Below are 13286 nucleotides of genomic sequence, written 5' to 3' on the forward strand. Positions count from 1 at the left end.
TCGTTGCCTGGAACCGCCGGGCCGAGGGCGTTGTCAGTGGCGGCCCCTACCTTCGATGACATGAATGCCATGGGGGTGCGCTGGACGACGGAACAGGTGCTTGCGCTGGCTCCTGACGAGGCGTCGCGCAGAGCGGGGAGCGAGCTCGGCACGGCCGGGCCCTGGTCGGAGACGGGCTGCGGTGACGGCGTCGTCTGGGGCCTGTGCAAGGGCAGCGGAAGCACGCCGTACCGGACGGTCGTCGACACGACGGGACCCGCGTACTCGTGCGGTTGCCCCAGCCGGAAGTCTCCCTGCAAGCACGCGCTGGGCCTGCTGCTGCTCCGGGCGGCGGACGGGATCGCCGCCGAGGGGTGCCCCGCGCCCGACTGGGCCGCGCAGTGGCTCACCGCGCGGCGCGACCGGACCGCGAGCGCGGACCTTCGGGCCGGGGACGGGGCCCCGGGAGCGACGGCGGATCCGGAGGCGGTGCGCCGCCGGGCCGAGCGCAGGGCGGCCCGTATCACCTCGGGCGCGCGGGAGTTGGAGCAGCGCCTCGCCGACCTGCTGCGCGGCGGTCTGGCGGTGGCCGGCCAGGCGGGGTACGGGCTGTGGGAGGAGACGGCGGCCCGCATGGTCGACGCCCAGGCGCCGGGGCTCGCCGGGCGGGTCCGGGAACTGGGGGCGATACCGGCCTCGGGGCCGGGCTGGCCGGTGCGGCTCCTGGAGGAGTGCGCGCTGACGCATCTCCTCGGCCGGGCGTGGCTGGCGGCGGACCGGCTGCCCGCCCCGTTCGCGACGACGGTGCGGACCCGGGTGGGCCTCACCGCCCCGGCCGACGGCGTCCCGGTGCGCGACCACTGGCTGGTCCTCGCCCAGTACGACGCGTCCGACGCCCGGCTGACGACCCGGCGGATCTGGCTGTACGGCACGACGACCGGGCGCACCGCGCTCCTGCTCTCCTTCGGCGCGGCGGGCCGGGCGCCGCAGCTCGCGCTCCCCGTGGGCGCCTTGCTGGACGGCGAGTTGACGCCGCACACCGGCTCGGGTCAGGTGCGGGCTGAGCCGGGCGAGCGGTTCGTCCCGGTCGCGGGACCCGTCGCCCCGCCGGCGGGCGGACCGGTCGGCGCGGCGCTCGACGCGTACGGTCGCGCGCTCCGCGAGGACCCGTGGCTGGGCTCCTGGCCCGTGACGCTGAGACAGGTCGTACCGGCGCGCGCGGAGTACGGCTGGCAGCTCGCCGACGCCGACGGCCGCGAGGCGCTGCCCCTGACGCCCGCCGCCCAGTCCCGGCCCGGTCTCTGGCGCCTGGTCGCCCTGTCCGGCGGCGCCCCGGTGACCGTCTTCGGCGAGGTCGGGCACCGGGGGTTCACCCCGCTCGCCGCCTGGTCGCCGGAGGCCCCGGGCGAGACGGTCCCCCTCATATGACGCCCGGCCACCGCGCACCGACCCACCGGAGGAGCCCGATGGACACGACCGCGACCACCACCACCGCCGCCCCGGCGGCGGGAACGACCGCCGACGACGAGGCGTCCACCCCGTCCTGGGAGGAGCTCGTCAGCTCGGCGATGCTGGGGACGGACCGTCGGCCTCCCGCCGCGCCCGCGGGCTCCGCCGCGGCCCGGGACCTGCCGGGCGCGCTGCTCGACGCGGCCGCGCTGCACACCGTACGACGCAGGGCGGGGCTGCGGCCCGGCCCCGCCGCGCCCTTGCCGGAGCCCGCGCCGGAGGATCCGCGTGCGCCGCTGCCCGAGGCCGCCCGGCTCCGCCTCGACCAGCTGCTCGCCGGCCGGACCGCGCCCTCGCCCGCCGGGCGGCGCGGGGCCGCCCCCGACCTGGCCGAGCTGCTCCCCCAGTGGCTGGCCCTCGCAGACCGGCACGGCTACAAGGCGCCGCCCGCCGCCCTGCCCGCGCTGCTCGACGCGGCCAGGGCCCGCACCGATCTGCGCCCCCAGGCGCTGCGTCTGGCGGGTCCGCGCGGCCTGTGGCTGGCCCGGCTCAACCCCGAGTGGAGGTTCGCCCTCCGGGGCCGGGGCGCGGGCGGCCGCCTCCCGTCCCCGGAGGACGCCGAGGGGGTCCGCGCGCTGTGGGACGAGGGCCTGTTCGCCGAGCGGGTCGCCCTGCTCTCCGCCGTACGGACCGAGGACCCGGCCGCCGGTCTCGCGCTGCTCGCCTCGACCTGGTCCACCGAGCGGGCGGAGGACCGGCTGATGTTCCTGGACTCGCTGCGGGCCGGGCTCTCCGGCGCCGACGAGGAGTTCCTGGAAGAGGCCCTCGACGACCGCAGCCGCAACGTCCGGGCCACCGCCGCCGAGTTGCTCTCCGCCCTGCCGGCCTCCGCTCTCGCGGGCCGGATGGCGGCCCGGGCCGCCACCTGCGTCGGCCTGGACCGGACGGCCCCGACTCCGACGATCGCCGTCGAGGCCCCGCACGAGTGCGACGCGGCGATGCAACGGGACGGCCTGGTGGCGACGCCTCCGGCGGGCCGGGGCGAGCGTTCCTGGTGGCTGGGCCAGCTCGTCGAGGCGACGCCGCTGCCCTCCTGGCCGGCCAGGTTCGGGGGACGCGGCCCGGAGGAGATCGTGGCGCTGCCGGTCGCCGACGACTGGCAGGGCGAACTGCACGCGGCCTGGTGCCGGGCCGCCGTGCGCCAGCGGGACCCGGCGTGGTCGCGCGCGCTGCTCGGATCCCCCGGCGACCCGCCCGCGACGGGCCCCGGCACCTCGTCCCTGGGCGAGCGCGCCCAGCTCCTGTCGACGCTGCCCGTGGAGGAACGGGCGCGCTGGGTCGCCTCGTTCATCGCGGCCCACGGCCTGTCGGAGGCGTTCCAGCTGCTCGGCGTCTGCGCCGTCCCGTGGGCGGAGCCGCTCGGCGTCGCGGTGATCGACGCGCTCGACATCGCGCGCGAGGCGGGCAGTTACCCGTGGAGCTTCAGCGGGGTGATGGGCCTCGCGGAGCGCTGCCTCGCCCCGGAGGCGGCACGCCGGCTGGAGTCCCTGACGGCCCGTCCGGACGAGGCGGAGGACAGCTCCCCCGGCGCGGGCGACTACTGGTCGGAGGCCTTCCAGCGCCTGGTCTCCACCCTCCGCCTCCGCGCCGCGATGCACACCGAACTCACCCCACCGCCCCCGGCGGGCGCCCCCGCACCGTCACCGCCGGGCGCCCCCGCACCACCGCCCGGCTCCGCACCACCGTCCGGCCCCACACCGGCACCCGGCTCCGCACCGTCCCCCGGCTCCGTACCGCCGCCCGGCTCCGCACCGTCCCCCCGCTCCGCACCATCCCCCGCTCCCGCACCGGCGCCCGGCTCCTGAGGCGGCCCGGCCGGAACGTCCCCGGACGTCGACAGGGCCCTCCCGGGCGGGGAGGGCCCTGTCGGCCGGGGCGCACGTGCACAGCGCAGCGGACTACGCGGCGACGCGGACGTTCGCGTTCACCCACTCGACGATGGACGCGGTCGTCGCGCCCGGCGTGAAGATCTCCGCCACGCCCTTCTCCTTGAGCGGCGGGATGTCCGCGTCGGGGATGATGCCGCCGCCGAAGACCTTGATGTCCTCCGCGTCGCGGTCCTTGAGGAGCTCCAGGACCTTCACGAACAGCGTGTTGTGCGCTCCGGAGAGGATCGAGAGGCCGATCGCGTCGGCGTCCTCCTGGATCGCGGTGTCGACGATCTGCTCGGGGGTCTGATGGAGCCCGGTGTAGATGACCTCCATGCCCGCGTCGCGCAGCGCCCTCGCGATCACCTTGGCTCCGCGATCGTGGCCGTCGAGACCCGGTTTGGCGACGACCACACGGATCGGACCGCTCACACCCATCACTGCCTCCACATGCGACCCCCGCGCCTGACTGCCGGGGAGGTGAACGAACGTTATCCCCAGCATCCCGCACCGGAACCGTTTCGCGACGGCGTCCGAGGGGGAAATCACAGATGGGACATGTTCGCTCTGCGTCGTCCCCGCTTTCGGGCCCGCCTCCTGGGCCCACCAGCCGCAAGCGGGGCCGGTCGCGAAGGGAGCCGTGACGAGGTCACCACGCCTCGCGCCGCCGTCCGGGCGGCGCGGCGCATGGTGGACCGGCGTGCCGTTCGGCCCCGCGTGCCGTTCGGGAGGCCGGCCATGGAGCTCGCCAAGGTCACCGCCCTCATGAAGGCCACCGCGCTGGAAGTCGCGATCCTCACCGGCCATCTCGTCCTCTACCCGTCCGGGATGGTCGCCGAGCGGCTCTCCCCCGCCCCGCGGCCCACGACGATCGCCCCGGGTAACCGGCCGGTGATCCTGCTGCACGGCTTCGTCGACAACCGGTCGGTCTTCGTCATGCTCCGCCGCTCCCTCCTCCGACACGGCCGTGACTGCGTGGAGTCACTCAACTACTCCCCGCTCACCTGCGACCTGCGGGCCGCCGCCGAGCTGCTGGGCCGCCGGGTGGACGAGGTCCGCGCCCGCACCGGACACGCCGAGGTCGACATCGTCGGGCACAGTCTCGGCGGGCTGATCGCCCGTTATTACGTGCAGCGACTGGGCGGCGACTCCCTGGTGCGCACCCTGGTCATGCTCGGCACCCCGCACGGGGGCACCACGGTGGCCCCGCTCGCCGACGCGCATCCGCTGGTGCGGCAGATGCGGCCCGGTTCGGAGGTCCTGCGGGAGCTCGCCGGGCCCGCGCCGGGCTGCCGGACCCGGTTCGTGAGCTTCTGGAGCGATCTGGACCAGGTGATGGTGCCGGCGGAGACCGCCCGCCTCGACCATCCCGACCTGCTCGTGCACAACGTGCGGGTGAGCGGCATCGGCCATCTCGCACTGCCCGTGCATCCGACGGTGGCCGCCGGGGTCCGGGAGGCCCTCGACGCGGGCGGGCCGGTGGCCGTGGGAACGCGGGAGGAGGAGCCCGGCGCCACCTCCGTCGCCTGACCGCACGACACCGTTCTTCGAACGTTCATCGAACACAAGGCCAAAGCTCTCCACCCCACCTGGCGAAACGCGACCGATTGCCCGTTTCCTGCGGGCCCAAACCCCTCCGAAGATTGTCCGCCGCGCGTACCGCCGGGTACAGTCGCGCCACTGCTTACCCCCGGGACACCCCTCACGGGCCCGCCCCGGACTGGTCCTGCTGCCGAGGCGAGAGAGACGTTGGTGAACGACCAGCACCCCCACGCCGGGTACGCCGGCGACGGCGCCCACACCACCGGCAGCTTCGCCATCGACCCGCTGTTCGGCGCCTACCCCGGCGGTCAGGCCGACCACAGCGGCCAGTGGGACCTCGGCCAGTACGCGGCCACCGGCACGTACGCGACGACGGGGCAGTACGACACCACCGGGCAGTACGACACGACCGGCCAGTGGGACACCACGGGCCAGTGGAACACCACCGGCTCCTACGAGACCACCGGCGCGTACGAGACCGCCGCGACGCAGTACGACACCACCGGGCAGTGGGACGCCTCCGCCTGGACCGAGGCCCAGCACACCGGCCAGTACGAGACCGCCCACACCGGCGCGTACGCCGCCCAGGGCACGTACGGCTACGAGGCCTACGACGCCACCGGCCAGTGGGCCGCCCCCGCCTTCGCGACCGAGACCGGCGCCTTCGACGCGACCGCGTGGAACCACGCGACCCCGCAGCCCGAGCCGGTCGTGCCCCACCAGTACACCCCGCAGGCCGAGCACACGGCCGAGTTCGCCTTCGAGTACGTCCCCGCGGAACACGAGGGACACCAGGGACACGAAGGGCACCAGGGACACCAGGGGCTCGCCTCCGACGAGGCCGACGAGGCCTACCCGACGTACGAGGCCGAGGAGACCTACGACCCGGCCGACGCCGGAGCTCCGGAGGCCCTCGACGGCGAGGACGTCGACGGCGACGCCTACGACCAGGACGAGCCGACCGCCGAACCGGCCGTCGAGCTCCGTACGGAGCCGCCCCTCGCCGGCCGCTCCGTACGCCGCTCCTCCGGCGGCAGCCGCGCCCGTCGCCGTACCCCCGCCAAACGGTCCGCGCTGCTGACCGTCGCCGTCCCCTCCGCCTGCGTCATGGGGGTCGCCGGCATCGCCGCCGCCTCCGTCGGCGGCCTCACCGGCACCGACACGACCGGCGGACAGAAGGACGACACGACCTCGCTGGCCGCCGCCGACCCGGCCTCGGTCAAGCAGGTCGCCGCCAACAGCGCGCTCGACACCCAGCTCGCCGCGCTCAGCGCCGACGCCCGCGACTTCGGCGACCGCGCCAGCCGCACCCAGGAGCGCATCGACCTCCGCGCCCGCCAGGCGGCCGAGAAGAAGAAGCGCGAGGAGGAGGCGGCCCGCAAGGAGGCGCTGCGCCCCAAGTACCTGCTGCCGGTGAAGCTCCACCAGCTCAGCGCGCGCTTCGGCCAGTCGGGCGTCAACTGGATGTCGCTGCACACGGGCATCGACTTCCCCGTGCAGTACGGCACCCCCGTCATGGCCGCCACCGACGGCACCGTCCGCACGCAGTGGAACAGCGCCTACGGCAACATGGCGATCGTGACCTCCCCCGAGGGCACCGAGACCTGGTACTGCCACCTCAGCAGCACCAAGATCCGCTCGGGTTACGTCAAGGCCGGCGACGTCATTGCCTACTCGGGCAACTCCGGCAACTCCACCGGCCCGCACCTCCACTTCGAGGTCCGGCCCGGCGGCGGCTCCGCGATCGACCCACTGCCCTGGCTGCTGAGCCACGGCCTCAACCCGCTCGGCTGAGCCTTCCCCGTACGAGAAGTGCCCACGAGAAGGGCCCCGGCACAGGATGCCGGGGCCCTTCTCGTACCGCCTCGCTACAGCTTCTCGACCGGCGCGTACCGCAGGAGCAGCCGCTTCGGCTTCTCGTCGCCGAAGTCGATCGTCGCCTGGGCGTCCCCGCCGGCGCCCTGCACCGCCATGACCGTGCCGAGCCCGAACTGGTCGTGCGTGACCCGGTCGCCGACCTTGAGGGAGATGACCGGCTTCTCGCCGGCGCGCCGGGTGGCGAAGCCGGAGGGGCCGGAGCGCGAGCGGGAGGACGAGAGCGAGGAGGTGATCCCCGAGGTCGGCCCGGCGGGCTTGGCCATCGGACCGGTCCGCTTCCACTCCAGGTACGCGGGCGGGATCTCCTCCAGGAAGCGCGAGGCCGGGTTGTACGAGGGCTGGCCCCAGGCGCTGCGCATCGACGAGCGGGTGAGGTAGAGCCGCTCACGCGCGCGCGTGATGCCCACGTACGCCAGGCGCCGCTCCTCCTCCAGCTCCTTCGTCTGCCCGAGGGCGCGCATGTGCGGGAAGACGCCGTCCTCCATGCCGGTGAGGAACACCACCGGGAACTCCAGGCCCTTGGCGGTGTGCAGGGTCATCAGGGTGATGACGCCCCGGCCCTCCTCGTCCTCGTCGGGGATCTGGTCGGAGTCGGCGACGAGGGCGACCTGCTCCAGGAACTCGGCGAGGGTCGCGGGCTCCTCGCCGCGCTCCTGCTCGAACTCGAGGGCGACGGCGGCGAGTTCCTGGAGGTTCTCGATGCGGGTCTCGTCCTGCGGGTCGGTCGAGGCCTGGAGCTCGGCGAGATAGCCCGTCCGCTCCAGGACGGCCTCCAGGACGACGGCGGGGCCGGCGCCGGACTCGACGACGGTGCGCAGTTCGTCCATGAGCGCGTTGAACCGCTTCACGGCGTTCGCCGAGCGGGCGGCCATGCCGTACGCCTCGTCGACCCGCTTGAGGGCCTGCGGGAAGGTGATCTTCTCCCGCAGGGACAGGGCGTCGATCATCGCCTCGGCGCGCTCGCCGATGCCGCGCTTGGGGACGTTGAGGATGCGGCGCAGCGGGACGTTGTCCTCGGGGTTGGCGAGGACGCGCAGGTACGCGAGGACGTCCCGGACCTCCTTGCGCTCGTAGAAGCGCACGCCGCCGACGACCTTGTAGGGCAGGCCGACGCGGATGAAGATCTCTTCGAAGACACGGGACTGGGCGTTGGTCCGGTAGAAGACGGCGACGTCCCCGGCCTTGGCCTCGCCCGCGTCGGTGAGCCGGTCGATCTCGTCGGCGACGAACTGGGCCTCGTCGTGCTCGGTGTCGGCGACGTAACCGGTGATCTGCGATCCCGCGCCCGCGTTCGTCCACAGGTTCTTGGGGCGGCGGGACTCGTTGCGCTCGATGACGGCGTTGGCGGCGGAGAGGATCGTCTGGGTGGAGCGGTAGTTCTGCTCCAGGAGGATCGTCGTCGCGTCCGGGTAGTCCTCCTCGAACTGGAGGATGTTGCGGATGGTCGCGCCGCGGAAGGCGTAGATCGACTGGTCGGCGTCGCCGACGACGCACAGCTCGGCCGGGCCGAGGTCCTCGTAGCCGGTGCCGACGAGCTCGCGCACCAGCGTGTACTGGGCGTGGTTGGTGTCCTGGTACTCGTCGACGAGCACGTGGCGGAAGCGCCGCCGGTAGTGCTCGGCGACGTCGGGGAACGCCTGGAGGAGGTGGACCGTCGTCATGATGATGTCGTCGAAGTCCAGGGCGTTGGCCTCGCGCAGCCGCGCCTGGTACATCCGGTACGCCTCGGCGAGCGTCTTCTCGAAGCCGTCGGCGGCCTGGTCGGCGAAGGCCTCCTCGTCGATCAGCTCGTTCTTCAGGTTCGAGATCTTGGCGCTGAACGACTTCGGCGGGAACTTCTTCGGGTCGAGGTCCAGGTCCCGGCAGACCAGCGACATCAGCCGCTTGGAGTCGGCGGCGTCGTAGATCGAGAAGGAGGAGGTGAAGCCGAGCTTCTTCGACTCGCGGCGCAGGATGCGGACGCAGGCGCTGTGGAAGGTCATGACCCACATCGCGTTGGCCCGCGGTCCGACGAGCTGCTCGACGCGCTCCTTCATCTCGCCGGCGGCCTTGTTCGTGAAGGTGATCGCCAGTATCTGGCCGGGGTGGACGTGCCGGGTGCCCAGGAGGTGGGCGATGCGGTGGGTGAGCACCCGGGTCTTGCCCGAGCCTGCGCCGGCGACGATGAGCAGCGGGGTGCCCGTGTGGACGACGGCGGCGCGCTGCTGCTCGTTCAGCCCCTCCAGGAGCGCGGCGGGGTCCACGACGGGCCGGGGGTGGCCGTCGCGGTAGTGCGTCTCCCGGGCGGGCGGAGGCGCGTCGAAGTGCTCCCCGAAGAGGTCGTGCGGGACCTCCTCCTCGGCCGGCGGGGAGCCGTGCTCGTCGTCCTCGGGGTGGGGCGGCGGCTCCTCCGAGTGGTTCTGGAGGCCGGCCAGGAAGCTGTCGTCAAAGAGGCTGCTCATCGCCTCACGAGTCTAGGACGCCCCGCCGACATCCGGGCCCGCCTTCGGGACGGAGGCTGTGGAAGGGCTCACATCCGGAGGGTCTGCGGAGGCCTCGGCGGCGCACGCCCAGAGGGTCGCGGTTCACACCCAGAGGGTCGCGATGAAGATGTTCGCCGTGGTCAGGCCGCCGACGGCGGCGAAGAGGCCCTTGTCGACCTTCTCCTCGTCCCGCTTGACGTAGACGAGGCCGAGGATCACGACGAGGATCGCCAGCTTGATGCCGATCTTGAGGTTGTTCACGGTGTGGTCGTCGGCCTGGTTGAGGCCGACGAGCGCGACGCCCGTGATCAGCATGGTCAGCGCGCCGTGCAGCATCGCGGGGCTGAAACGGGCCGTACCCGCGCCCATCGCCTTCATCTGGGTGAGGAAGCCGCCGAGGAGGGAGGCGATACCGATGATGTGCAGGGCGACGAAGACATTGATGAGTACGTCCATGGGGCGGAGCCTAACCGGGGCCCTAGCACTGCTCTCCGGCCGGGTCCACTCCCCCCGCCGCTTCGGTCGGACGGCCACCGGAATGATCCCGTCCCCTCACTCCGAGCGAAAGAGATCGGTCCCCGACACGTCAACTGTCGTCAATAGCGGTCAACTCCCCGTCCGGCCGTGACCCCAGGTTTAGCGTCCTCCACCAGGTGACCGGCTCCCCACCACCGCCGGTGTTCCGGCGGCGTCGGTCACCCCCGCCGAGAAAACCCGGCGGCGGTCCGCTCCCCTGTGCGGCCCGCCGCCGGCCCGGCGGGCACCGTCCCCCTCAGGGAAGAGGATGTGACCCGCCCTCGTGGCAGCGCACCGGAAGTCCAAACAGTCCCCCCTCGGCACCTCGGCGGTCCGCACCGCCGCCACCCTCGCCCTCGCCTCCGCGGCGACGGCGACGCTCTTCGAAGGGTCCGGACACGCGGACCCCCGGCCCACCACCGCCCAGGTCAAGGCGAAGGTCGACCGGCTCTACGAGGAGGCCGAGGTCGCGACGGAGCGGTACAACGGGGCGAAGGAGAAGGCCGACGAGGCGCGCACCGCCTTCGACCGGCTGCGCGACGAGGCCGCCCGCAGGACCGAGCGCCTCAACACCGCCCGGGACGCCCTCGGGGCCATGGCCGCCGCCCAGTACCGCTCCGGAGGGCTCGACCCCGCGGTCCAGCTCGCCCTCACCTCCGACCCCGACCAGTACCTGGAGCGGGCCGCGCTCGTCGAGAAGGCCGGGGACCGGCAGGCGGCCGCCGTCACGGCCGTACGACGCGAGCTCACGGCGATCCGGCAGCTGCGCGGCGAATCGGCGGGGAAGCTGACCGCGCTGCGCGGGCACGAGGCGGAACTGCGGCGGCAGAAGGCGGCCGTCGTCGGCAAGCTGGCCGAGGCCAGGGCGCTGCTCGCCCGGCTGACCGAGGAGGAACGCGCACGGTACGAGGCGGCCGCCGCGGCCCGGGACGGCTCCGGCACCTCGACGCGGACCGACGGCCCGAGCGGCACGGGCACGGCCGACGCATCCCCGACGGTACGGGCCGACCGCTCCTCGGGCGGCGAGCGCGGACCGGTGACCGCCCCGGGCGGACGGGCCGCCGAGGCCATCTCCTTCGCCCGCGCCCAGCTCGGCAAGCCGTACGTGTGGGGAGCGACGGGCCCCTCCGCCTATGACTGCTCCGGTCTCACCCAGGCGGCCTGGCGCGCGGCCGGCATCTCCCTGCCCCGCACGACGTACACCCAGATCAACGCCGGCCGGCGCGTCTCCCGCTCCCAGCTCGCCCCCGGCGACCTGGTCTTCTTCTACTCCGGGATCAGCCACGTCGGGCTCTACATCGGGGGCGGCCAGATGATCCACGCCCCCCGGCCGGGCGCCCCGGTGCGCATCGCCCCCATCGACGAGATGCCCTTCGCCGGGGCCACCCGGGTCGGCTGAGACCCCGCTCAGACCAGACGGCGGGCGGTGGCCCAGCGGGTCAGCTCGTGGCGGTTGGAGAGCTGGAGCTTCCGCAGCACCGCCGAGACGTGCGACTCGACCGTCTTCACCGAGATGTAGAGCTGCTTGGCGATCTCCTTGTACGCGTATCCCCGGGCGATCAGCCGCAGCACCTCGCGCTCCCGCTGGGTGAGCCGGTCCAGGTCCTCGTCCACCGGCGGCGCGTCCGTCGAGGCGAAGGCGTCCAGGACGAAGCCGGCGAGGCGCGGCGAGAAGACGGCATCGCCCTCCTGGACGCGGAAGATCGAGTCGACCAGGTCGGTCCCGGTGATCGTCTTGGTGACATAGCCGCGGGCACCGCCCCGGATCACCCCGATGACGTCCTCGGCCGCGTCCGAGACCGACAGGGCCAGAAAACGGACCGGGTCCTCGGGCGCGCCCATCAGGCTCGCGCAGCGCCGCAGCACCTCGACCCCGCCGCCGCCCGGCAGGTGCACGTCGAGGAGCACGACCTCGGGGCGGGTCGCGGTGATGACCGTGACCGCCTGGTCGACGTCGGCGGCCTCGCCGACCACCTCGACGCCCGTGACCTCGGTCCGGCCGATCTCGGCCTGGACCCCGGTTCGGAACATCCGGTGGTCGTCGACGAGCACCACCCGCACCCGGCGCTCCGTGCCCGGCGCTTCCGCATCGGTTCCGGTCGTCGCTCCGGTCTCGTCGCTCATCCGTCCGCCCTCTCCATCTCGAGCTCCACTTCGGTGCCCCCGCCCTGCGGTGACCGCAGCCGGGCCGTACCGCCGTTGCGCTGCATACGGCCGATGATCGATTCTCGTACGCCCATCCGGTCCTCGGGCACCGAATCCAGGTCGAAGCCCGGTCCCCGGTCCCTTACCGAGACGAAGACCGTACGGCCCTCCACCTCGGCGTACACCTGCACGGCCCCGCCCTCGCCACCGTACTTGGCGGCGTTGACCATCGCCTCGCGCGCGGCCTGCATCTGCGCGGCCAGCTTCTCGTCGAGCGGGCAGTCTCCGACGACGACCACCTCCAGCGGCACCCCGTGCTTGTCCTCGACCTCGGCCGCCGCTCTCTTCACCGCCTCCGCGAGGGTCTCGGGCTCCTCGTCCCTGCCGGTGCCCTCGGGTTTGTAGAGCCAGTTCCGCAGCTCGCGCTCCTGCGCGCGGGCGAGGCGGCGCACCTCGCCGGGGTCGTCGGCGTTGCGCTGGATCAGGGTCAGGGTGTGCAGCACGGAGTCGTGGACGTGGGCCGCGACCTCGGCGCGCTCCTGGGCGCGGATGCGCATGGTCCGCTCGTCGTTGAGGTCCTGCGACATGCGGACCAGCCAGGGGCCGGCGAGGAGCGCTATGCCGGTGAGGACGGCGACGGCGGCGGTGACGGCCGTGCCGAGCTGGGCTACGGAGCCGCGGACCACCAGGAAGACCGCGAGACCGGTGCCGACGAGGCCGACGCCGACGAGACCGCGGACGAGCTGGAACGCGCGCTTGCGGCGCCCGGGATCGGTCCAGCTGGCCCGGCGGGCGTTGTCCGCCTGTCTCCAGACGAGGACGACGCCGACGGCGATGAGGATCAGCGGCCATATGTAGCGTCCGGTCTCGTTGTCGACGCTGACGTTCCCGACGAGGGCCGCGAGGCCGATGCCGAGCGCGATCAGGGCGACGACCTGGCCCCGATCGGGCTTGCGCAGTCTGCGGCGCCCGTCCGAGGTGGTCTCGAAGAGGGAGCGCGGGGCGGACCTTCCGCCGACGCCGAGCGGGACGACGATCCAGAAGACCGCGTAGAGCACGATGCCCAGGCCGTTCGAGAACGACAGCACCACGAAGAGCGCGCGCACCCAGACGACCGGCAGACCGAGGTGGCCCGCAAGGCCGCGTGCGACACCGCCGAGCCACCGCCCGTCGGCGCTCCGGTAGAGCCTGCGCACGGGCGGTTCGTCGGTCTCGGTGACACGAGCGGTTGCGGACATGCACTGATCGTCACACGTTCGGCCCGCCCCGGACATCAGGGTCGGCCCTGAGATCGTCCCTGGTACGGACTCGGGGGCGAAGGCCCCGTGAATATCAGGGTCGGGCCAGGGTCGGCCCCGGTGCCGCGGGACGTCACGGGCCGTCACCA

General features: G+C 73.5%; 10 protein-coding genes. 5 read left to right on the top strand and 5 right to left on the bottom strand.

The features are described 5' to 3' along the window. Positions 1 to 60 precede the first annotated feature (60 nt). Positions 61 to 1407: an SWIM zinc finger family protein gene (locus BLW86_RS14670; protein WP_177181655.1), complete on the top strand. Its 1347-nt coding sequence runs from the start codon at positions 61 to 63 to the stop codon at positions 1405 to 1407. A 38-nt stretch (positions 1408 to 1445) separates the two neighbouring features. After that, on the top strand, positions 1446 to 3293 hold the full coding sequence (locus BLW86_RS14675) for a DUF5691 domain-containing protein (protein WP_371129494.1): 1848 nt from the start codon (positions 1446 to 1448) through the stop codon (positions 3291 to 3293). A gap of 93 nt (positions 3294 to 3386) precedes the next feature. Here the strand turns inward: BLW86_RS14675 and BLW86_RS14680 are convergent, their stop codons facing one another. After that, positions 3387 to 3794 (bottom strand): coenzyme B12-dependent isobutyryl CoA mutase small subunit, encoded by a 408-nt coding sequence (locus tag BLW86_RS14680; RefSeq protein ID WP_030687656.1) that lies wholly within the window; start codon positions 3792 to 3794, stop codon positions 3387 to 3389. Between the two features lie 300 nt (positions 3795 to 4094). On the opposite strand from BLW86_RS14680, the gene BLW86_RS14685 reads away from it, so the two are divergent. Next, on the top strand, positions 4095 to 4886 hold the full coding sequence (locus BLW86_RS14685; protein ID WP_093874474.1) for an esterase/lipase family protein: 792 nt from the start codon (positions 4095 to 4097) through the stop codon (positions 4884 to 4886). Positions 4887 to 5108: 222 nt separating this feature from the next. Continuing rightward, positions 5109 to 6692, top strand: coding sequence for a peptidoglycan DD-metalloendopeptidase family protein (locus BLW86_RS14690; protein ID WP_093874475.1), 1584 nt, complete (start codon positions 5109 to 5111; stop codon positions 6690 to 6692). Positions 6693 to 6766: 74 nt separating this feature from the next. Here BLW86_RS14690 and pcrA read toward each other — a convergent pair whose 3' ends face one another. After that, complete coding sequence (gene pcrA, locus BLW86_RS14695) at positions 6767 to 9217, bottom strand: DNA helicase PcrA (RefSeq protein ID WP_093874476.1); 2451 nt, start codon at positions 9215 to 9217, stop codon at positions 6767 to 6769. 123 nt (positions 9218 to 9340) lie between these two features. Further along, positions 9341 to 9694: a hypothetical protein gene (locus BLW86_RS14700; protein ID WP_030687665.1), complete on the bottom strand. Its 354-nt coding sequence runs from the start codon at positions 9692 to 9694 to the stop codon at positions 9341 to 9343. A 343-nt stretch (positions 9695 to 10037) separates the two neighbouring features. Between BLW86_RS14700 and BLW86_RS14705 the strand changes: the two genes are divergently transcribed. Next, the gene (locus BLW86_RS14705; protein WP_093874477.1) at positions 10038 to 11153 is read left to right on the top strand and encodes a C40 family peptidase; all 1116 of its coding nucleotides are present in this window, start codon (positions 10038 to 10040) and stop codon (positions 11151 to 11153) included. 8 nt (positions 11154 to 11161) lie between these two features. On the opposite strand, the gene BLW86_RS14710 is transcribed toward BLW86_RS14705, so the two are convergent. Further along, complete coding sequence (locus BLW86_RS14710) at positions 11162 to 11878, bottom strand: LuxR C-terminal-related transcriptional regulator (RefSeq protein ID WP_093874478.1); 717 nt, start codon at positions 11876 to 11878, stop codon at positions 11162 to 11164. After that, positions 11875 to 13137 (bottom strand): ATP-binding protein, encoded by a 1263-nt coding sequence (locus BLW86_RS14715; protein ID WP_093874479.1) that lies wholly within the window; start codon positions 13135 to 13137, stop codon positions 11875 to 11877. The genes BLW86_RS14710 and BLW86_RS14715 overlap by 4 nt, the downstream gene beginning before the upstream one ends. Positions 13138 to 13286 lie beyond the last annotated feature (149 nt).

It is taken from the genome of Streptomyces sp. TLI_105, from assembly GCF_900105415.1.
Classification (GTDB): domain Bacteria; phylum Actinomycetota; class Actinomycetes; order Streptomycetales; family Streptomycetaceae; genus Streptomyces.

Bases quoted from the DNA above. Each gene is read 5' to 3' on its own strand.
- BLW86_RS14670 (WP_177181655.1), top strand. From the start codon at position 61: ATGAATGCCATGGGGGTGCGCTGGACGACGGAACAGGTGCTTGCGCTG.
- BLW86_RS14675 (WP_371129494.1), top strand. From the start codon at position 1,446: ATGGACACGACCGCGACCACCACCACCGCCGCCCCGGCGGCGGGAACG.
- BLW86_RS14680 (WP_030687656.1), bottom strand. From the start codon at position 3,794: ATGGGTGTGAGCGGTCCGATCCGTGTGGTCGTCGCCAAACCGGGTCTC.
- BLW86_RS14685 (WP_093874474.1), top strand. From the start codon at position 4,095: ATGGAGCTCGCCAAGGTCACCGCCCTCATGAAGGCCACCGCGCTGGAA.
- pcrA (WP_093874476.1), bottom strand. From the start codon at position 9,217: ATGAGCAGCCTCTTTGACGACAGCTTCCTGGCCGGCCTCCAGAACCAC.
- BLW86_RS14700 (WP_030687665.1), bottom strand. From the start codon at position 9,694: ATGGACGTACTCATCAATGTCTTCGTCGCCCTGCACATCATCGGTATC.
- BLW86_RS14710 (WP_093874478.1), bottom strand. From the start codon at position 11,878: ATGAGCGACGAGACCGGAGCGACGACCGGAACCGATGCGGAAGCGCCG.
- BLW86_RS14715 (WP_093874479.1), bottom strand. From the start codon at position 13,137: ATGTCCGCAACCGCTCGTGTCACCGAGACCGACGAACCGCCCGTGCGC.